Consider the following 19,178-nt stretch of genomic DNA (forward strand, 5'->3'; position numbering starts at 1 on the left):
ACAGCCCGCCGTTGCTTTGCTCAGTCGTCGTCGCTGTCCCGGCTGGCGACGATGACGCCGTTGGCCACGTTCAGGTCGCTGGTTGCTTCCAGACAGTGGCCGCTGACGCCGGTGATCAGGTAGATCAGCGCAGCCGGTGTTTCAGCGACCGGCTGCAGGCGCGGTGAAATGTCGTTTTCGCTACACTCGGTGAAGATCATGTCGGGAAAGCCAGCGCGCAAGGCGTTGATGCTTTCCTCTCGTGTCACGGCAGCAACGACTTCGGCCAGGCGCTCGGGCGTCATCTCAGGCATCCTCGCCGTCGAGCGCTTCGGCGAAGCGGCTCAGTGAACTGGGCTGCACACCCATGACCCGGGCCAGCCAGGGGGGCGGGCTGCTCAGGGCGGCTTGCAGTTCGCCGAGAATTTCACTGGCAGCGCCACCCTTCGGCTTTTTCAGCGGATGGACGCCGGCGCGCACGACTTTGGCAGCGGCGGGGCCGCCGATCGACTGGATGAAGACCAGATCGCAGTCGGCGATGACTTCGGCGCGCGCCTTGTTCTTGTCTTCGGCAGCGTCGGCGTCAAGGGCCGAACGGATGGCGATCAGCTTTATTGCCGAGGCCGACAGTTGATAGATCAGGAAGCGTTCGCAGGAACCGAAATGACCATCGAGGTTTTCGCCCTTGTTGTTGGCGATGGCGACGCGGATGGAACCAGGCATGTCGCCATCGACATAGCTTTCGATGACCGGCAGCTCGCTGTTAGTGACGTTTTCACCCCACAGGAAGCGGACGGCATCCTTGAGGGCTTCGTTGCTGACGCCGACCACACAGTTTTCTTCGGCATGACCACCGGCCAGGATGCTCCGCAGGTCTTCGACGGTGATCGAGGCAAGCTTGGACTCAGTGAGCGGCAGGTCGTACTTGTCGGACAATGCACCGACCAGGGCGCGAACGTCCAGGCCATCGAGAGTACGGGCCGCCAGCGCGATACGGAGGGCGGCTTCACGGGATGCGATAGGGGGTGCAGACATGTTTGTGCTCCGGTTGAGGGTCTGGAATGGAACGCCCGCAACGGCTGACCGCAACAGGCGCTCGGTTCCGGACTCTCGGTCAGGCCGGCGAGATACAGCCGGACGGACAGACGTTCACGCACATCGGCGAGTCATTCTCGCCTTCGCATTCGGTGCAGGCGTCGGCGTCGATGGTGTAGAACACCTTGCCCTTCTTGATCGCCTTGGTCGGGCAGATCGGGCGGCAGTCGTCACAGGCGGTGCATTCGTCTGGGTTGATATACATTGCCATGATGTTTAGCTCCTAGTTGTTAGCAGAGAGCGCCAGCGTTGAGGGCTGGCAACTCGCTACTGCCTCACTCAATCTTCAGCCGCGCCGAGTCGCTTGGCCCGTACCGAGATGGGCAGGCGCGGCGGTTTGGCGATAGGGTCGACGTAGTAGCTGCCACCGTTCTCCAGCTTCAGTTCGCCGCCCCATTTCTCCGGGGTGTCGAACTCGATGGAGTTGATGGCAGCTTCCAGATCGCGCTTCGGCAAATAAAACACCAGCCCACCGGCAGCGTTCTGACGAATCATGATGTTGGCCATTTGAATTCCTCAAGCGACTTGGGGAGAAGGCAGGATTGCTCCCGCGCTTCTCCCTTTTGTCTGGCAGATTACCGAACCAGGTCGTGGTTGTAGTCCGTCGTGCCCATGCCGCGGGTCTGGTCGTCGAGCTTTTCCAGAACCGTGTTGGTCAGGGTGGTCAGGATGTACATGGCGCCTTCGTAGCCCAGCGTCGTCATCCGATGCAGGTGGTGACGGTCGAAGATCGGGAAGCCGATACGGATCAGCGGAACTTCGAACTCGGGACCCTTGTGCAGCGTGTCACGCTGGATGTATTTGCCGTAGCTGTTGCCGATCAGGAAGTCCGGCTTGTCGGTGAAGCACAGGCTGCGCAGGTGCCAGAGGTCGGCGCCCGGATAAACCTTGCCACCGGCGCCGTAGGGCGAGGTAGCCAGCAGTTTTTCCATGGCCTTGGCCCACTTCTTGGAACCGTTGTTGCTGACGATATGGGTCGGTTCGATACCGAATTCCATCATCAGCTTGACCATGCCCATGACGAAGTCCGGGTCACCGTAGATGGCCATCTTCTTGCCGTGCAGCCAGGCGTGGGAGTCGGTCATCATGTCGAGCAGGCGGCCGCGCTCCAGGGAGATGGAGGCCGGGATCGGCTTGCCGGTGACTTCGGAAACCTTTTGCAGGAATTCGTCGGTCCACTCGACACCCATCGGGATGTTGAGCTTCGGCACTTCGTGGTTCCAGGTGCTCTCGACGAACTTCTTGGTCTTTTCCAGTTGCATCGGCTGGATCAGGAAGGTCGTGTGGGCGTTCGGGGCATCCTTGACTTCGTCGATCGTCGTGCCGCCGGCGTACATGCGGAATTCGCCGTCAGCCGGGGTGTCGAGGATTTCTTCCGGATCGGAGAGCATCGTGTAATCGACGCCCATTTCCTTCATGTAGCGCTTGATGATGCGGAAGTTGCCGAGGTAGGTTTCGAAGCCCGGCACGAAGTTGATCTTGCCGTTCGAGCCGACAACCTTGCCTTCCATGTTGTTCAGTGTGAAGTAGCGGAGGATGCCTTCTTCCATGTTGTCCCAGCCGGTGACGTGCGAGCCGACGAAGGACGGGGTGTGCGCGAACGGAACCGGGAAATCCTTGTCCAGGTTGCCTTCCTTGCGGGCGTTACCGATGAAGGCGTTCAGGTCGTCACCGATGACTTCCGCGATACAGGTGGTCGACATGGCGATCATTTCTGCACCGTAGAGCTTGGTGGCGTTGGCCAGACCTTCATGCACGTTCTTCTGACCACCGAACACGGCGGCGTCTTCCGTCATCGAGTCGGCGATGATGGCGATCGGCTCCTTGAAGTGACGGTTGAAGTAGGTGCGGAAGTAGGCGATACAGCCTTGCGAACCGTGGATATAGACCAGGGTCTTGGCAAAGCCCAGCGAGCACAGGGCAGAGCCGAGCGGCTGGCAGGCCTTGGCCGGGTTGATGGTCAGGGCTTCGCGCTTGAAGTTGAGGTCCTGGTATTCCTGGGTGGTCGTCCAGGCGAAGGTTTCAGCGATCTGGTCGGCAGAATGGCCTTCTTCGAATTGCTTCTTGCCCTTCAACGTCGCCTTGTAGTCGTCGTCACGGAAGAGGGGGAAACACGGCTTGATGTCATCTACGGTTTGCATCTTGATCTCCTTCGCCCGCACCACCTATCTGTGGATACGGGCGTAAGTTGTACGATTGCTGCGGAATCAGGCAGCCTTCTTTTCAGCTTCCGAAGCAGCCTTCTGCCACGGGGCCTTCATCAGGTTCCAGCACGGGTTGTTCAGGGTCAGGTCCATGTCCTTGGCGAAGATGGCGAAACCGTCACAGCCGTGGTAGGGGCCCGAGTAGTCCCAGGAGTGCAGCTGGCGGAAAGGAATGCCCATCTTGTGGAAGACATACTTTTCCTTGATGCCGGAACCGATCAGGTCGGGCTTGCAAGCCTTGACGAATTCTTCGAACTCGTAGCCGGTGACGTCGTCGTAAATCAGGGTGGCGTCGCCCATTTCCTTGATCGTGCGATCGTAGTCATCGTTGTGGGCGAATTCGTAGCCGGTACCGACCACTTCCATGCCCAGGTCTTCGTAGGCGCCAACCACGTGACGCGGACGCAGGCCGCCGACGTAGAGCATGACCTTCTTGCCTTCGAGGCGCGGACGATACTTGGCGATCACGGCATCCATCATCGGGGTGTACTTCTCGATGACTCGCTCGGCGCCTTCCTTGATGCTGTCGTCGAAGAAGGAAGCGATCTTGCGCAGCGATTCCTTGATCTTGGTCGGGCCAAAGAAGTTGTACTCGAGCCAGGGAATCCCGTACTTCTCTTCCATGTGGCGGGAGATGTAGTTCATCGAGCGGTAGCAGTGCAGCAGGTTCAGCTTGACCTTCGGGGTGTTCTCCATTTCGGCCAGGGTGCCGTCGCCGGACCACTGGGCAACCACGCGCAGACCCATCTCTTCGAGCAGGATGCGGGAAGCCCAGGCGTCACCACCGATGTTGTAGTCGCCGAGGATGGCGACGTCGTACGGGGTGGATTCGAAAGCCTGACCGTCACGGTTGGAGATGATCCAATCGCGGACCGAGTCATTGGCGATGTGGTGGCCCAGGGATTGGGAAACACCGCGGAAGCCTTCGCAGCGCACCGGAACGACCGGCTTGTTGATCTGGGCAGCAGCTTTCTTGGAAACCGCTTCGATGTCGTCGCCGATCAGGCCGATCGGGCATTCGGATTGAACCGAGATACCCTTGTTCAGCGGGAAGAGCATTTCGATTTCATCGATCAGCTTGGCCAGCTTCTTGTCGCCGCCGAAAACGATGTCCTTCTCCTGGAAATCCGAGGTGAAGTTCATTTCGCAGAAGGCATCGACGCCGGTGGTGCCGACGTAGTAGTTGCGGCGGCCGGCGCGGGCATATTGACCGCAACCGATCGGGCCGTGCGAGATCGAGATGATGTCCTTGATCGGACCCCAGACCACGCCCTTGGAACCGGCGTAGGCACAACCACGCATGGTCATGACGCCCGGCAGGGACTTGCGGTTGGAAGTAATGCACTTCTTCGACGACTCAAGTTCCTTGTCGTTGATCATCAAGTGCTTGGCACGGTCCTTCTTGGCTTTCTCGGGGTAAACCTCAAGCACCTCTTGAATGAGGGCTGCGGTTTCTTCGCGGGTGAGCGCTGCCATGGTGTAACTCCTTTCGTTGCGCCGGCATCTATTTGTGCACGACGCCAACATTGGTTGAATACTGGCGATACAAGGTTCGCCGCCGGAGCGACGAACCCGGACTGCTATCAGGCGGCCTTTTCGGCAGCCAGTTCAGCAGCGGTCTTGCCGACGATGCTTTCGTCTTCGGCTTCCATGATGCCGAATTCCATCAGCAGCTCTTCCAGCTCTTCCATCTCGATCGGGGTCGGGATGACGAAGTTGGTGTTGTTGACGATCTTGTTGGCCAGGGCGCGGTATTCGTCGGCTTGCTTGTGCGTCGGGTCGAATTCGACGCAGGTCATGCGGCGGATTTCGGCGTGCTGGACAACGTTGTTGCGCGGCACGAAGTGGATCATCTGGGTGCCGAGGCGGGCAGCCAGGGCCATGATCAGTTCGTCTTCGCGGTCGGTGTTACGCGAGTTGCAGATCAGGCCGGCCAGACGGACGGAACCCGAGTTTGCATACTTCACGATGCCCTTGGCGATGTTGTTGGCGGCGTACATGGCCATCATTTCGCCGGAGCAGACGATGTAGATTTCCTGGGCCTTGTTTTCGCGGATCGGCATGGCGAAGCCACCGCAGACCACGTCACCGAGCACGTCGTAGAAGACGAAGTCGAGGTCTTCGTCATAGGCGCCTTCTTCTTCCAGGAAGTTGATGGCGGTGATGACGCCACGGCCGGCACAGCCGACGCCGGGTTCCGGACCACCGGATTCGACGCACTTGACGCCACCGAAACCGATGGACATGACGTCTTCCAGTTCGAGGTCTTCAACCGAGCCGGCTTCAGCAGCCAGGTGCATGACGGTGGTTTGAGCCTTGCTGTGCAGGATCAGGCGGGTGGAGTCGGCCTTCGGGTCGCAGCCGACGATCATGACCTTCTTGCCGGATTCGGCGAGGGCGGCCACGAGGTTCTGGGTGGTGGTCGACTTGCCGATCCCGCCCTTGCCGTAAATGGCGCATTGACGCAGTTTTGCCATGGTGTAATCTCCTTAGTCTGTCAGTCGATTTGAAATGCAATTGGTGAGTGTCGCGACTGATCTTCTGCATGTTGCGTGCCAGCTCGGCTGATGGCTTTCAAGTTGTTGTTTATTAAATGAAAAACAAAAAACATGGGGATGGGGGCGCGGTGGGGTTGTGCGACAAAGACCCTGGCTTGTGTCGGGGTGACGACAATCCAAGCCTGCCGCGCGAGGCGCGCCTGCCGATCAATCGCTGCAACCTGCCGGCGGTCGTGCTTGGCAGCCTGACTTATCAGCGTCATCCCTCACCGCTGCTGCTCGACGGCGTTGCCGAACTGCACCGCGACCTGTTCCGCCGCCTGGGCGAAGCCGGCGACGATGCGGCGGTGCGCGGGGAAGTCTTCCGCGATTACCTGACCGTGCATTTCCAGCTCGAATGGCCCGAGGAAATGGGCTTCACCGGCAACAACAAGTCACGCGCCCGCGCCAATTACGCGCGCATGATCCGCGGCTGGAGCTTCGATGCCGACAGCCGCGAGGGCGCGGTGCTCAAGGGTTGGGTCGAATCGCGTTTCGGCCTGCTGCCGCGCTGGCACGGCCAGCCGCTGCGCGATACCCACGACGACGCCTGGCTGCATTACATGGAAATGCGCTCGCAGGGTCTGTACGGGACCAGCGCGCTGGAGGCGCAGTTCGACCTGGTCTATACCTATTGCCAGCATGAACTCGCCCGTCGCCATTCAGGGGCCGGGCATGTGACGCTGTACCGCGGCGTCAACCGGGTGGCTGATCATGAAATCCTGGACAGCCGGGAGGGGGGGCGCCACACCATCCTGCTCAACAACCTCAATTCCTTCACCTGCAGCCGTGATCGGGCTTGCGAATTCGGCGATTACATCCTGACGGTGGACATGCCGCTGACCAAGATATTTTTCCACTGCGGCCTGCTGCCCGGCGTGCTGCAGGGGGAGGACGAATTCCTGGCCATCGGCGGTGTCGTCGATGTCACCTTGTCGACAATCTGAGGGTTGAGGCCGGTTCAGTCCCGGCCGTGCAGTCCGGGATCGGCGGCGACGATGGCATCGAGCGTGGCCAGCGCCTCGGCGTAGGCAAAGTTCTCGATTTCATTGCCCAGACGGGCGGCCGAGCGGCCGGCGGCGAGCACCAGGCGCGGCTGCAGCCGGTGGAAATGATCCAGGGCATTGATGTCGTCGCTGGCCAGCAACTCGCGTAGTTCGGCCAGTTCGCCGGCCAGCCGGGCGTAATCGATGGTCGGCGCCGGACTGTCGGCGACGGCCCGTTCGTGGGCTTCACGCAGGGCGGCGAAGGCGTCGCAGAACTCAGCCAGCAAGGCGGTCAGCGCCGCCGTCGGCAGGGCGGCCGAGGCTTCCGGCGTCATGGTGTTGCCGATGCCTTGTTCGATGACGCCGGCCTTGGCGGAAATCTGCAGCAGACCGAGGGTGGCCGCCGATCCCTTGAGCGAATGCGCGCGTCGCCGGGCGGTCGGCGTGTCGCCGTCGGCCAGCAACTGCTCAATGCGGTGGCCGTCGTCGCGGTGTGTGCCGCAGAACTGGTCGAGCAGGCGCCACAGGCGCTCGCTCTGGCCGAGTGTCGAGCGCAGGCCGAGCTTGCAGTCGAGCCCGGGCAGGCTGCTCAGACCCTGGCAGACTTCGTCGCCGGCGGCCGGTGCCGGCAGGCCGGCGGCGCGCCCGGTGTCGCCGCCTTTCAGCCAGCGCAAGAGCGCGGTGTACAGGACGGCCGGCTCGACCGGCTTGGCAATGTGTTCGTTCATGCCGGCGGCGCGGGTGGTCTCGCGGTCTTCGTCGAAGGCGTTGGCGGTCATCGCCAGGATCGGGATGCTTTCGCGGCCGGCGAGTTGGCGGATGCGGCGGGCGGCTTCGAGACCGTCCATGTTCGGCATCTGGACGTCGAGCAGGATCAGGTCGTAGGCCGTCTTGCCGGCCATGTCCACGGCCTGGCAGCCGTCGTCGGCGACATCGACGCGCAGATTGACCTGGCGCAGCATGTCGAGCGCGACCTCCTGATTGAGCAGATTGTCCTCGGCGAGCAGCACATGGTAGCCCTCGAGCTGGCTGCGCAGCAGGGTCATGTCGTCGCTGCTGTCGCCGACGCGCTGGCGGTGATGCTTCTGATCGAGGCGATCCTCCAGGCGTTCGAGGGCAACCAGCAGGCTCGACGGGGTCAGCGGCTTCGGAATGAAACCGGCAAAACCCAGGCTGCTCATGTCGTCGCGTGGCGCGCCCAGGGTGCCGCTGACGAGGAAGGTTTTCGGTGCCTTGGCCAGTTGCCCGGCCTGGATGCGCCGGCCGACCTCGATGCCGTCGAGGCCAGGCATCTGCCAGTCGAGCAGCAGCAGGCCGTAGGGGTCGCCCTCGGCTTCGGCTGCCTGCAGGCGGGCCAGGGCTTCGTTGCCGCTGGCCAGGCAGTCGGGGCGGGCACCCAGTTCGCTGAGCACTGCGGCCATCGAGATGCGCGCGTCCTCGATGTCATCGACGACCAGCGCGCGCGTGCCGGGCGGCAGGATGTCGGCGTTGCTGCGGTGATTGAAGCCGGCCACCTTGCCGAACGGCAGTTCGATCCAGAAGGTGCTGCCCTGGCCCGGCGTGCTGTTGACGCCGAGCTTGCCGCCCATCAGGTCGACCAGCCGGCGGGTGATCGCCAGTCCCAGGCCGGTGCCGCCGTAGCGTCGGGTGGTCGAGGCGTCGGCCTGTTCGAAGGCGCGGAACAGGCGCGATAGCTGCTCCTCGTTCATGCCGATCCCGCTGTCCTGGACTTCGAGGCGGATCAGCAGGTCTTCCGGGGTTTCGTCGAGGATGCTGCCGCGCACGACGATGCTGCCGCGCTCGGTGAACTTGACGGCATTACTCAGGAAATTGATCAGGATCTGGCCGAGCCGGAGACCGTCGCCGTGCAGGGCGGGGGGCAGCGAGGAAATGTCGGCGACCAGTTCGAGGCCCTTGGCCTGGACCTTTTCGCTGACCAGCGTGCACACGTCGCCGATGACGCGGTCGACGTCGAAATCGGTGGGTTCGAGCGACATCTTGCCGGCCTCGATCTTCGAGAAGTCGAGGATGTCGTTGATGATGCCGAGCAGGTGGGTGGCGGCACCGGCCACCTTGTCGAGTTGCTGGGCCTGGCGTTGATCGCCGATTTCGCGGCGGAGCATGTGGGTGAGGCCGATGATGGCGTTCATCGGGGTGCGGATTTCGTGGCTCATGTTGGCCAGGAAGGAACTCTTGGAGCGGCTGGCCGCCTGCGCGGCATCGCGCGCTTCAGCCAGTTCTACGGTACGGGCGGTGACCAGTTCTTCGAGGTGATTGCGGTAGCGTTCGAGGTCTTCTTCGGCTTGCTTGCGCTCGGTGATGTCGCTCCAGACAATGGCGGCCTGCGGCGTGTCGTCGAGATGGATGGCCTTGACCGACAGCGAGAAGATGCGGCTCGAGCCGTCCTTGCAACGGTAACTTCTCTCGAACGAGGCGTTGCCGTCACGGAGTACCAGGCGGATGTCGTCATCGACCTCGGTGCGCTTGCCGGCATCGGTCTGGATCGCATACAGGTCGAGGTCGGCGAACTCCTCGCGGCTGTAGCCAAGGTGGCGGCAGGCGGCGTCGTTGAACTCGACGAAGCCCATGCGCTTGATGTCGATCAGCAGGATGCCGTGTTCGGCCTGGCCGACGATGGTCGAGAACAGTTCTTCGCGACGGCGCAGCGCTTCGGTGGCGATCTTGATCGACGTGATGTCCTGGACCATGCCGTTGGCCCGGCGGGCCTTGCCGTTTTCGTCGAATTCGATCTCGGCGCGCTGGCGGACCCACTTGTTGCGGTCGCCGGCGGTGATCCGGTGTTCGACGTCGAAAATGCCGTGATGCACGGCCTGCTGCCAGTTTTCCCTGACCCGTTCGCGGTCGGCGGCGTCGATGGCGGCGAAGAAATCCTGCGGGGCGATGCCGCCCTGCAGCGGCAAGCCCATGATGCTGGCCGCCTCGGCTGAACCGCTCAGGCGATTGCCGGAAAAATCGAAACTCCAGCTGCCGATCCGGGCAATCGCCTGGGTGCGGGCCAGGACTTTCTGGCTGGCAAAGACCTCCTCCTCGGCCAGGTGTTCGGCGGTGATGTCGCGACCGACGCCGAGGATGCCGTAGAGAAAACCGTTTTCGTCGCGCACCGCGACCTTGTGAATGGTCTGCAGTTCGCGGTGGCCGTCGTGGAACTGCCGCCATTCCTGATGGGCGACCGGGTAGCCGGCGTCGATGGCGATCCGGTCGAGCTTGCGATAGCGCTGGGCGTCTTCCTCGGGAAACAGTTCGAGGTCGGTCTTGCCGACGATCTCGGCCTCGCTGCGCCCGGCAAAACTTTCGAAACGCGGGTTGCAGCGTTGATAGCGGCCGTCGGCATCCTTGAACCAGATCAGGTCGGGCATGCTGTGCAGCAACAGCGTCAGTTGCTGGCGTTCCTGGCGCAGGCCGGCCTCGGCTTGCGCCCGGCCGCGCAGGCTGTCGCCGAAGGCCATGACCGCCTGTGACAAATCCTTGAGGAAGAAGCCCTTGACCTGGCGCAGTGCGCTGACATTCCCCGCTTCCAGGGTGCCGCCCTCGCCCAGGCGCTTGAGGGCGGTGGCGACAATCGCCATGTAGCGGGCGGTGGCCCAGACGACGGCCACCCAGAAAAGGACCATCAGCAAGAACAGCAACCAGGAAGTGCTGGCTGCGCGCGCCATGCTTTCCTGGCGCTGCTGCTGGGCAATGGCCATGCGCTCCAGCGACGCCTGGCTGAGGTTGGCGGCCAGTTCGTGCATCTGGGTCGCGAATTTCATGTAGAAGACGTAGGCGTTTTCCACGTGTGTGCCGGCCACGGTCGGGTCGATGCTGACGATGTCGGTGGTCGAAATCGCCTGTGCCCGGTAGTCGAGAAAGGCGCCGTGGGCGCGCTTGAACGCTTCCTCCAGCTCAGGGTGCGGGTTATCACCTTGCAGCGTGGCCAACCGTCTTTCAATCGTGGCCAGGGCATCGACGACTGCGGTATGGACCTCGTAGGCCCTGCCTTCGCTGGTCTTGCCGGCACGGGCTTCGCCCAGCAGATCGATGAGCAGGCCCTGGATTCTCTGCATGTCGAGCGCCAGGCGGCCGGCATCGGCCTGGACGCGCAGGTCGCCGGCGTGGGCGTCGGCCTGGCGGCGGTTGTCGTCTTCATACTGCGTCAGCGTCTGCCAGCCAAACAGGAATGCCGTGGCGATGCCCAGCACCACGGGCATGAAGAACAGCAGCAGGAATTGCAGGCGACGCAGCAGCATCGGGGTCAGCGCAGCAGTTGCGGCCACAGCCCCGGCGGAATGCTGGCGACGTATTCGTAACCGGCGTCACCGCGCTGGGCAAAGATCACGACCGTGCCTTCGGGTTTGACGAAGAATCCGATCAGGTCGGCGAGGTTGGGGGCGTGGGCGACCAGTACCCGGTTGCTGCCGGCGGCGACCGGGTCGCGCAGGATACGGGCGAGCGCGGCCAGGCGCGGCTTTTTTTCTTCGCTGGTCATGTTGGCCGAATACATCAGCGGTTCGCTGACCGTAAAGCGTTCGCCGAACATCAGGTTGGCCGATTCGCGGGTGCAGCACATCGGGCTGGCGAGAATCTCGCCGACCGGAATCTTCGCCACGCGCAACTGCTTGCCGATATCGCGCATCAGCTTGCGGCCGTCATCGTTGAGGATGCGTTGTGTCTCGCAGTCCTTGAGATCGACGTTGGGGAAACGGTCGGCACGGCTGTTGTCGGTATTGCCATGGCGGATGTACAGCACATGACCGCCGGCACGCAGCTGATCGAGGGTGGCGCGGGTGGCCATGACTTCGGTGAACGCCTTCTTGCCGTTTTCAGGGGTGGCCTGGGCAAAGGCGAGGGTGGGCAGGCAGGCCAGTACGGCCAACAGCAGGCGGCGTGCGTTCATGGGGTTTCCTTTCCGGCTTCGTCGGGATGGTCTGCATAGCGGTCGGCGATGCTGGTGAAGTCTTCGATGCGCTGCAGGAAGCAGTCGACGATGCGCGGGTCGAAGTGCTTGCCCCGGCCGTCGACGATGATGCGAATGGCTTCCTCGAGCGGGAAGGCGATCTTGTAGTGCCGTTTGGAAATCAGCGCGTCGAAAACATCGGCCAGGGCCATCAGGCGGGCCGACAGGGGAATTTCGTCGCCCTTGAGACCGCGCGGGTAGCCGCTGCCGTCCCATTTTTCGTGGTGTCCGCCGGCAATTTCGCGGGCGGCTTCGAGAAAGTCGAGCGAATAGCGATCCTCTTCGGCTGGCTGATTCTGCTGGCGATCGGTGAGCACGCGGGCGATGGCTTCGTCGAGCGCGTCGGCGCCGATGCGTGCGTGCGTCTTCATGATCTCGAACTCTTCCGGCGTCAGGCGGCCGGGCTTGAGCAGAATGGCGTCGGGGATACCGACCTTGCCGATATCGTGCAGCGGTGCCGCCTTGGCAATCAGCTTCTGGCGCAGCGGCGTCAGTTCGGCGAATTCGGGGCGTTGCGCCAGATCGGTCATCAACACCTCGATGTAACCGCGCGTGCGCAGCAGGTGGTTGCCGGTCTCGTTGTCGCGCTTTTCGGCCAGCGTGGCCAGCGCGTGCATGCCGACATCCTTGATCAGCTCGACTTCTCGTGTGCGCTTGGCGACGCGGGCTTCGAGGATTTCGTTCTGGCGGGCCAGGTGGTCACGGGCGGCCTGCAGTTCGAGGCGGGTGCGGATGCGGGCGAGCAGGATGGCTGGGCGGATCGGCTTGGTCACGTAATCAACGGCGCCCATCTGCAAACCGACGGCCTCGTCGTTGTCGGCGTCCATGGCGGTGACGAAGATGACCGGGATGTTGCGGGTGGCCGGGTCTTCGCGCAGGCGGCGCAGGGTTTCGTAGCCGTCCATGCCGGGCATCATGATGTCGAGCAGGATCAGTTCCGGGCGCGGGTCGCTGTTGGCGACATGCAGGGCGCGCTCGCCAGAGTTGGCAACCCGGACGCGGTATTCGCTGCCCAGTATGCCGCCGACGACGGCCAGATTATCCGGTGTGTCGTCGACGACCAGGATGGTGGGACGGGATTCGTTCGCCATTAGGGTTTTGCTCCGCCTGTTGTTTTTGTTAATTGTTGGTCATTAACAGATTTTTGCCTAGTTTGCACTTATGCCTGTGGTTTGTCTAACGCTCTTCCCTGTCGTAAATCCGACATGTTGCAACGGGGGAAAACGCAATTGACGGTATATGGTCGATAACGGATGGGCCTGGATTTTGCATTGACGGTGATCGACCCAACTCAAGAGAAAAAACATGACTCCCGAACTGCGTGAAAAATTGCTGGCCGGCCTGCGCGACGGCAGTATCGTTCCTTATCTTGGCCCGGGCGTGCTCGCCGATGTCAGGGATGCCGCCAGCGGTGCGCCGATTCCCGCCGACAGCGACTCCCTGATCATCGCCATGAACGGTGGCAAGCCGATGGCGCCCAAGCTGATGTACGAATTCCCCCGGGCGGCGATGAATGTCGAACTCAAGCGCGGACGCAGCGCCGTCACCCGCTTCCTGAACAAGACCTATGGCGACACCCAATGGACGCGGGCGGCGGTGCATGACTGGCTGAAGACGATTGCGCCGGCCTACGTCATCGACATCAATCGCGACACCCAGCTACAGGCCTCCTACGCCGGGGTGCCGCATACCCTGATCGTCGGCATCGCCCGCATCGCCGGGACGGCCTTCCGCTACAAGATATTTTCCTGGGACGGCAGCAGCTACCAGCGGGTCGAACAGATCCCGCCGGGCCGGCCCATCCTGTTCAAGCCCATGGGCACGCCCTTGCCGGAAGGCGACTACATCGCCTCGGATGCCGACTACGTCGACTTCATCACCGAGCTGATGGGCGGTTTCTCGATTCCGCCCGAGGTCAAGGAGTTGCGTAAGGGCAAGCAGTACCTGCTGATGGGCATGCGCCTGAACCGCGACACCGAACGCATGGTCATGGCCGACATGATCTACTCCGCCGCCCAGCCGGCCGGCTGGGTGTTCATTCCCGAGCCGACGGCCAAGGAGCAGCGCTACTGCAAGAAGATCGGGCTGGAGATCATCGACGGCGACATCTTCGAATTCATCGGCGCAGCGGTGCCGGCCTGAATCAGCTCACTGGCTCGGTCTGCGCCAGCCGGCGGTCGATTTCCTGCAGTGCTTCGGAAAATTCCGCCGGCGGTAGCGGGCGCGCCAGGTGATAGCCCTGGGCGTGGTGGCAGCCCATGCGGGCCAGCATGCCCAGTTGTTCCGTGGTTTCCACGCCTTCGGCCACGACCTTGAGCCCCAGGCTGCGGGCCATGGCGACGATGGCTTCGACCAGTGAGTATTCACTGTTGCCGACCTGCATGTCCTGGACGAAGGAGCGGTCGATCTTCAGCGTATCGAGCGGGAAGCGCTTGAGATAGGAGAGCGACGAATAGCCGGTGCCGAAATCGTCGAGGTAAACGCGCAGCCCGAGCTGCTTGATCGCCTGCAGCCAGGCCTGGGCTTCGGCAATGTTGTTGAGCAGGACGCCCTCGGTGATTTCCAGAACCAGGCTTGCCGGCGATACGCCGTGGCGTTGCATGGCCTCGGCAATGGCCGCCGGCGGCAGCCCATTGGGTATCTGGCGACCGGAAACGTTGACCGACAGGTAGCAGGGAATGCCGGCCGCCCGCCAGTCGGCCAACTGGCGGCAGGCGGTCTCGATGACCCACAGGCCGATTTCGTTGATCAGGCCTGTCTGCTCGGCAATCGGGATGAAACGGTCGGGTGGCACCAGGCCGCGTTCCGGGTGGCGCCAGCGAATCAAGCCCTCGGCGCCGGTGACGCGACGGCTGGCCAGGTCGGCGATGGGCTGGCAGTAAAGTTCGAATTGCCCGCCGGCGACAGCCAGACGCAGATCGTTTTCCAGGTGTCGCCGTTGCTCGGCGGCCTCGGCCAGGTTCGGCGCGAAAAAGGCTGGCTGGTTGCCACCGGCGTTCTTGGCCTTGTCGCAGGCCAGTTCGGCATTGCGCAACAGGCTGGGGGCGTCGGTCGCATCGTGCGGGAACAGGGTGATGCCGATGCTGGCGGTCAGCTGGATCGGTGAGCCGTCGAGCAGGTAGGGCTGGCGCAGGCTGAGCATCAGACGCTCGACCACCTTGCCGATGGTCTCGTCGTCGCCGAGATTCTGCAGAACCACGGCAAAGATGTCGCCGGACAGCCGGGCCAGTGTGTCGTTGCCCTTGACCTGGGCGCCCAGGCGGGCAGCGACCACGCGCAGGATTTCGTCGCCAGCCGGCACGCCGATGCCTTCGGTGATCTGCCGGAATTTGTCGAGATCGACATGCAGCAAGGTGAAGCAGGGGGTGGCCTGCTGGAAATGCTGGCGAATCCGCGTGCCCAGCAGATGTTCCAGGCTGGCGCGGTTGGCCAGCCCGGTCAGCGGATCGGTCATCGCCTGCCGTCTCGCTTCCGCTTCGGCCTCCTTGAGCGCCGAGACATCATGCGCGACGCCTTGCAGGAGATCGTCGCCAACCGGGCTGAGCATGATGTTGAGCCAGAAGTGCGTGCGGTCCTGGCGTTGCAGCATCAGGTCGCGCTCGGCTGCCTCGCCGGTGACGAACACCCGTTCGATCAACATGCCGATGGCGGTCGGTTCGGACCAGGGCAGGTCGAGCAGTAGTAGTTCGCCGGTGAACTTGTCGGCGCGGGCAATACCCAGCAGGCGCGCCAGTGCCGGATTCCAGGAGGCGACGCGGCCATTGCGCCTGACCAGGAAAATGCCGCTCTCGGCATTTTCGAAGATGGCGTGGTACTTCTGTTCGTCCAGTTCCTGCTGCAAGCGCAGGGCATGCTCTTCGTCGAGGGCACGGACCAGGTCGCCGGCCAGTGCATTGACGTCGGTGACCAGTCGACCGATCTCGGTCTTGGCGTGGCCGGGCGGGATTTTCAGCCGGTCGCCGGCCGTCGGGCTCATCCGGTGCAGTTCGCGGGAAATGGCGCTGATCGGGTGAATCACGAAAGCCAGCAGGGTGACCACCATGACGCCCGAGATCAGCGCCAGTTGCCAGACCAGTTGCCAGGTCCGGTCAATGACTTCGGTCCGGATGTGTCGTTCGATGACGTCAGGGTCGGGTGTCAGTCGTATCTCGCCGATGACTTCGCCGCCGACGAAAGGCGAGTGGATGTCGCGGACCAGGTTGTCGGCCTGTATCTCGCCGGATGGCGGCTGGCTTCGGCGTGCCAGGTCGGCCAGCAGGTTTCCGTTTTCGCGGATGGTGACGCGCAGGACCACCGGGTTGCTGAGCAGCCCCTGGGCAACCTCGCGGGCCAGTTCCCTGTCCTTGACGAAGCCGGCAACCTGCAAGGTGCTCTGGACAGTGTCGAGCAACTGCTCGATGCGTTCGCGGGATTGTGCTTCGGCCTGGGCGCGCGCCGATTGCATCGTATAGGCCACAGTAACCACGCCGACCAGGCAGAAGGCCAGGATGGTGACCAGGATGGAACGGAGCAGGATGCCGTCGCGGACGAATGCGGTTTTCATCGGCAGACCTAGGGTGGAAGCTCGAACACGATGCGCAGCCGGCTATCGACCTGGGCGCGCCTGACATAGGCTATGCCCCCGGGCTGGCGCAGCACCTGGCGGATGACCTCGTCTTCACTGGCGGTCTGCAGCGGCGGACTCGCCTTGCCGGAGAAGTGCAGTCGGCTCCAGTAGGCGTTTATGCTGGTCTGGTCCTTGTTGACCAGACGTTGATAGAAGTGGGCGCGCAAGGGGGAATCCCGCGGCTGGTCGATTGGCTGGGCCGGGTTGCCGGAGGGCAGTGCGCGGAAACGGCCCATGAAGATGTTGGTCACGGCTTCGTGGCTGAGGGTTTCCGCCGTCTGGGCGCGCATCACGACGACCGGTTCCGCCTGCACAGCAAGGTGAACCGACAGGATCAGGAGGGCGATGAGTGCGCGCAACATGATCGTGGTGCTCAGAAAACGAAGTCCAGCGTCAGGCTGAACACGTTCAGCCGGCCGTCCCAGTCACGCTGGGTATTCCGTTGCGGGAAACGCGAGTCGGATTTTCCGTGCACCATGTCGATCTGGGCCTTGAGCGCCATGTTCTGCCTCAGGTCCCAGCGGGTGCCAAGTGTCAGGGTAGCTTGGTCGGCGTGGGTTTCGGCGATGAAGTCGCGGACCGCGGTGGCCAGTGCCGGTGCCATCGGCGTGGTCAGCCGGGCCGCCGTCGAGCGGGTGCGCGAATAACCGATATAGGGTGTGGTCTGGCCGATCCGGTAGGCGAGGGTCAGATAGCCGGCATGGGTGTCCTCATAGGCGGCCGTGTCGTAGCGAATCCGGCTGATCTGCCCCTGGGCCTGAAAGCGCCCCTCGTCGTAGGCGAGACCCACGGAGTCGTAGGTGGCCGTGCGACCGACGACTGAAAGCTCCGGGGCCGCAGCCAGGATGTCGAAGCCGGCGACCTCTCGCAGTGGTTGCTGATGCTTGAAGCGGATCTGCGAGCGTCCGACGCGTAATTGCCAAGGGCCGTTGAGATAGTCGAGATGCCCGCCAAGCATGCGCGAGCCGCGCAAGTCCCAGGTGTGAGGCTCGACGAAGGGGGTTTTCTCCGCTGCCCAGCCGGCGAACAGCTTGCCGCGCAGCAGGCCGCTGCCGGTATCGGTGGTCAGGCTGGCATCGATGCCGTCAAACCAGGAAACGACGATGGGCCCGAAATAATCGGCGGGAGGACGCACCGTCAGGTTGGCGTAGCCGATCATCCGAGAGTCGGCCTGCAGGTAGAACTCGGTACCCATGCGACCGAGGCGCACGGTGAAATCCGGCGAAATGTCGTGGCGCAGGAAAGCCCAGCTCAGTTCGGGGCGCCAGCTGCCGTCGTAACGATAACGGGCAATGCCCTGAACGACGGCTTCTGTCCTGGCGTTCAGCCGCAGATTGGTCTGCAGGCCGAGGATGGAATCGATCTTGCCGCTCCAGTGTCGCCCCAGACCATCTGGTTGCGACAGGTCGCGAACGTACTCCGTCCTGTCTTCGTCGGAACGGGCAAGACCCAGCGTACCAAAACCCTTGATTTCGAGTGCTGACCAGAACGTCTCGTTGCTCGCCGTTTCGGCGTAGGCCGCTGGCGTTCCAGCCAGACTGAGGGTCATCAGGAGTGGGAGCCAGGCGCAGCGTTTCATGGAAAAGCCGATCTGTTTGCTATTCGAATTCTATTGAAATGGATTATGCGCTTTCTCTTATGGATTTGTCGCCGGGATATTCCAGGAATGCCGTCATCCGCTTTGTCCGGAATCCGACATTCGGCTTCGCGCATTGTGCCGATTCCGCGTGGTTGGTGGCTTCCAGCGAAGGCAAGAAAATTGCTAACTAGCTGCTACCAACAATATTTCAACTCAGGGAAGGAAAAAGCAAAATGCTGATGGATCGTTACGAATCGTTGTTTTTCAACGCCAATTTCAAGGAAGCCGCCAGTGAAGCCGGCTGGGTCGCCTACCGTGGCGAACTGATCTTGAAGGAAGGCGAAGTTGCCGATGCCCAGGGCCGCCGCAAGCCGCCGGTCGAAGTCCTGAAACAGGCCATCCTTCTCACCGCCGGCGACGAACTCAAGCTGCTGGTCGGTTCCATCGACGAGCTGCAATTCTTCCCCGCGCTAATGGATAAATACGGTGCCGATATCAAGCCGGGCAGCCTGGTCGTGCTGTACACCGTCAATATCGACAATCCCTTCGTCTACACCGTGAATGGCGCACCGGTCGTCTTCATTCCCATGGTTCAGGGCATGGTGTGGACCGAACTGTGCGAAGTCCTTGGTCTCGAAAAGGGCGATTTCAAGGGCATGGGCGCTGCCGACAAGGTGGTCAAGGTGTACGAGGAGCTCAAGAGCCATGACTTCAAATGCCCGGAGGTGGCAATTGAGGAAGCACTCCGCAAGACCAATGCCAACAAGCGCGAAAACCACGGCGCCATCTGATGCCCTGGGATGAGCGTATGGCGCTCGGGGTGGCGGACATGGACGCCACCCATCAGGAATTCGTTGCCCTGGCCGATGCCTTGCAGACGGCTTCGGACGACGAATTTCCCGCCCTGTTCAAGCAATTGGCTGAACACACCCGGGCGCACTTCGAGCACGAAGGCAAGTTGATGAAAGCCTGTCGTTTTCCTGCCATCGGCGAGCACAACAGCGAGCATCTGCGCGTGCTTGGCGAACTGGCGCATTTCGGCCGCGGTGTCGCTGCCGGTCGCCTGAAGTCGGCCCGTGATTACGCCCGCGGCCTACCCGCCTGGTTCGCTACCCATCTGGCAACCATGGATGCCGCGCTGGCAGCATCTCTCAAGCGAATGCCGCCTTGAGCTAAACCGTCCCTTCTTTCCTGCGCTGATGAGGTTTAGACATGTAAGTCACATGCTAGACTGCAAA

The 19,178-nt window shown here is 62.5% G+C and carries 17 protein-coding genes; 4 read left to right on the top strand and 13 right to left on the bottom strand.

Annotated features, from left to right (window positions below; genetic code table 11):
• Positions 1-20: 20 nt before the first annotated feature.
• From AADV58_RS06260 to nifH, 7 genes are all read right to left on the bottom strand, one after another.
• Complete coding sequence (locus AADV58_RS06260) at positions 21-284, bottom strand: DUF6129 family protein (RefSeq protein ID WP_051295551.1); 264 nt, start codon at positions 282-284, stop codon at positions 21-23.
• A gap of 1 nt (position 285) precedes the next feature.
• Positions 286-1,014, bottom strand: coding sequence for a dinitrogenase iron-molybdenum cofactor N-terminal domain-containing protein (locus tag AADV58_RS06265; protein WP_028996173.1), 729 nt, complete (start codon positions 1,012-1,014; stop codon positions 286-288).
• A gap of 79 nt (positions 1,015-1,093) precedes the next feature.
• Positions 1,094-1,285 carry a 4Fe-4S binding protein gene (locus tag AADV58_RS06270; RefSeq protein WP_028996172.1) on the bottom strand — a complete coding sequence of 64 codons (192 nt, stop codon included), beginning with the start codon at positions 1,283-1,285 and terminating at the stop codon, positions 1,094-1,096.
• A 68-nt stretch (positions 1,286-1,353) separates the two neighbouring features.
• A complete protein-coding gene (gene nifT, locus AADV58_RS06275; RefSeq protein WP_028996171.1) occupies positions 1,354-1,581 on the bottom strand; it encodes a putative nitrogen fixation protein NifT in 228 nt (75 codons plus the stop codon).
• A 68-nt stretch (positions 1,582-1,649) separates the two neighbouring features.
• Positions 1,650-3,215: a nitrogenase molybdenum-iron protein subunit beta gene (gene nifK / locus AADV58_RS06280; protein WP_028996170.1), complete on the bottom strand. Its 1,566-nt coding sequence runs from the start codon at positions 3,213-3,215 to the stop codon at positions 1,650-1,652.
• A 66-nt stretch (positions 3,216-3,281) separates the two neighbouring features.
• A complete protein-coding gene (gene nifD / locus AADV58_RS06285; protein ID WP_028996169.1) occupies positions 3,282-4,754 on the bottom strand; it encodes a nitrogenase molybdenum-iron protein alpha chain in 1,473 nt (490 codons plus the stop codon).
• Positions 4,755-4,861: 107 nt separating this feature from the next.
• The gene (nifH, locus tag AADV58_RS06290) at positions 4,862-5,755 is read right to left on the bottom strand and encodes a nitrogenase iron protein (RefSeq protein ID WP_028996168.1); all 894 of its coding nucleotides are present in this window, start codon (positions 5,753-5,755) and stop codon (positions 4,862-4,864) included.
• 116 nt (positions 5,756-5,871) lie between these two features.
• Here nifH and AADV58_RS06295 point away from each other — a divergent pair, with 116 nt between their 5' ends.
• The gene (locus tag AADV58_RS06295; RefSeq protein ID WP_341744334.1) at positions 5,872-6,762 is read left to right on the top strand and encodes an NAD(+)--dinitrogen-reductase ADP-D-ribosyltransferase; all 891 of its coding nucleotides are present in this window, start codon (positions 5,872-5,874) and stop codon (positions 6,760-6,762) included.
• Between the two features lie 14 nt (positions 6,763-6,776).
• Here AADV58_RS06295 and AADV58_RS06300 read toward each other — a convergent pair whose 3' ends face one another.
• From AADV58_RS06300 to AADV58_RS06310, 3 genes are read right to left on the bottom strand one after another with little or no spacing between them, the layout of a single operon-like run.
• Positions 6,777-11,075 (bottom strand): PAS domain-containing hybrid sensor histidine kinase/response regulator, encoded by a 4,299-nt coding sequence (locus AADV58_RS06300; RefSeq protein WP_341744335.1) that lies wholly within the window; start codon positions 11,073-11,075, stop codon positions 6,777-6,779.
• Positions 11,054-11,695: a histidine phosphatase family protein gene (locus tag AADV58_RS06305; RefSeq protein ID WP_341744336.1), complete on the bottom strand. Its 642-nt coding sequence runs from the start codon at positions 11,693-11,695 to the stop codon at positions 11,054-11,056. Before AADV58_RS06305 ends, AADV58_RS06300 begins: the two co-directional genes overlap by 22 nt.
• The gene (locus AADV58_RS06310; protein ID WP_341744337.1) at positions 11,692-12,846 is read right to left on the bottom strand and encodes a response regulator; all 1,155 of its coding nucleotides are present in this window, start codon (positions 12,844-12,846) and stop codon (positions 11,692-11,694) included. The genes AADV58_RS06305 and AADV58_RS06310 overlap by 4 nt, the downstream gene beginning before the upstream one ends.
• A 214-nt stretch (positions 12,847-13,060) precedes the next feature.
• Between AADV58_RS06310 and AADV58_RS06315 the strand changes: the two genes are divergently transcribed.
• Positions 13,061-13,897: an SIR2 family protein gene (locus AADV58_RS06315; RefSeq protein ID WP_341744338.1), complete on the top strand. Its 837-nt coding sequence runs from the start codon at positions 13,061-13,063 to the stop codon at positions 13,895-13,897.
• A gap of 1 nt (position 13,898) precedes the next feature.
• Here AADV58_RS06315 and AADV58_RS06320 read toward each other — a convergent pair whose 3' ends face one another.
• From AADV58_RS06320 to AADV58_RS06330, 3 genes are read right to left on the bottom strand one after another with little or no spacing between them, the layout of a single operon-like run.
• Complete coding sequence (locus AADV58_RS06320) at positions 13,899-16,298, bottom strand: putative bifunctional diguanylate cyclase/phosphodiesterase (protein WP_341744339.1); 2,400 nt, start codon at positions 16,296-16,298, stop codon at positions 13,899-13,901.
• 8 nt (positions 16,299-16,306) lie between these two features.
• Entirely contained in the window at positions 16,307-16,723 is a 417-nt protein-coding gene (locus tag AADV58_RS06325; protein WP_341744340.1) for a hypothetical protein, read from the bottom strand.
• An 11-nt stretch (positions 16,724-16,734) separates the two neighbouring features.
• Positions 16,735-17,910: a porin gene (locus AADV58_RS06330; RefSeq protein WP_341744341.1), complete on the bottom strand. Its 1,176-nt coding sequence runs from the start codon at positions 17,908-17,910 to the stop codon at positions 16,735-16,737.
• Positions 17,911-18,179: 269 nt separating this feature from the next.
• Here AADV58_RS06330 and AADV58_RS06335 point away from each other — a divergent pair, with 269 nt between their 5' ends.
• Both AADV58_RS06335 and AADV58_RS06340 read left to right on the top strand, forming a co-directional pair.
• On the top strand, positions 18,180-18,731 hold the full coding sequence (locus AADV58_RS06335; protein ID WP_341744342.1) for a hypothetical protein: 552 nt from the start codon (positions 18,180-18,182) through the stop codon (positions 18,729-18,731).
• Positions 18,731-19,111, top strand: coding sequence for a hemerythrin family protein (locus tag AADV58_RS06340; protein WP_341744343.1), 381 nt, complete (start codon positions 18,731-18,733; stop codon positions 19,109-19,111). The genes AADV58_RS06335 and AADV58_RS06340 overlap by 1 nt, the downstream gene beginning before the upstream one ends.
• The last annotated feature ends 67 nt before the right edge of the window (positions 19,112-19,178 follow it).

Origin of the sequence: Azonexus hydrophilus (assembly GCF_038368255.1) — a bacterium.
Taxonomy (GTDB): domain Bacteria; phylum Pseudomonadota; class Gammaproteobacteria; order Burkholderiales; family Rhodocyclaceae; genus Azonexus; species Azonexus hydrophilus.

Coding starts and splice junctions, on each gene's coding strand:
- AADV58_RS06260 (WP_051295551.1), bottom strand. CDS start 284: ATGACGCCCGAGCGCCTGGCCGAAGTCGTTGCTGCCGTGACACGAGAG.
- AADV58_RS06265 (WP_028996173.1), bottom strand. CDS start 1,014: ATGTCTGCACCCCCTATCGCATCCCGTGAAGCCGCCCTCCGTATCGCG.
- AADV58_RS06270 (WP_028996172.1), bottom strand. CDS start 1,285: ATGGCAATGTATATCAACCCAGACGAATGCACCGCCTGTGACGACTGC.
- nifT (WP_028996171.1), bottom strand. CDS start 1,581: ATGGCCAACATCATGATTCGTCAGAACGCTGCCGGTGGGCTGGTGTTT.
- nifK (WP_028996170.1), bottom strand. CDS start 3,215: ATGCAAACCGTAGATGACATCAAGCCGTGTTTCCCCCTCTTCCGTGAC.
- nifD (WP_028996169.1), bottom strand. CDS start 4,754: ATGGCAGCGCTCACCCGCGAAGAAACCGCAGCCCTCATTCAAGAGGTG.
- nifH (WP_028996168.1), bottom strand. CDS start 5,755: ATGGCAAAACTGCGTCAATGCGCCATTTACGGCAAGGGCGGGATCGGC.
- AADV58_RS06295 (WP_341744334.1), top strand. CDS start 5,872: ATGAAAAACAAAAAACATGGGGATGGGGGCGCGGTGGGGTTGTGCGAC.
- AADV58_RS06305 (WP_341744336.1), bottom strand. CDS start 11,695: ATGAACGCACGCCGCCTGCTGTTGGCCGTACTGGCCTGCCTGCCCACC.
- AADV58_RS06310 (WP_341744337.1), bottom strand. CDS start 12,846: ATGGCGAACGAATCCCGTCCCACCATCCTGGTCGTCGACGACACACCG.
- AADV58_RS06315 (WP_341744338.1), top strand. CDS start 13,061: ATGACTCCCGAACTGCGTGAAAAATTGCTGGCCGGCCTGCGCGACGGC.
- AADV58_RS06320 (WP_341744339.1), bottom strand. CDS start 16,298: ATGAAAACCGCATTCGTCCGCGACGGCATCCTGCTCCGTTCCATCCTG.
- AADV58_RS06325 (WP_341744340.1), bottom strand. CDS start 16,723: ATGTTGCGCGCACTCATCGCCCTCCTGATCCTGTCGGTTCACCTTGCT.
- AADV58_RS06330 (WP_341744341.1), bottom strand. CDS start 17,910: ATGACCCTCAGTCTGGCTGGAACGCCAGCGGCCTACGCCGAAACGGCG.
- AADV58_RS06335 (WP_341744342.1), top strand. CDS start 18,180: ATGGATCGTTACGAATCGTTGTTTTTCAACGCCAATTTCAAGGAAGCC.
- AADV58_RS06340 (WP_341744343.1), top strand. CDS start 18,731: ATGCCCTGGGATGAGCGTATGGCGCTCGGGGTGGCGGACATGGACGCC.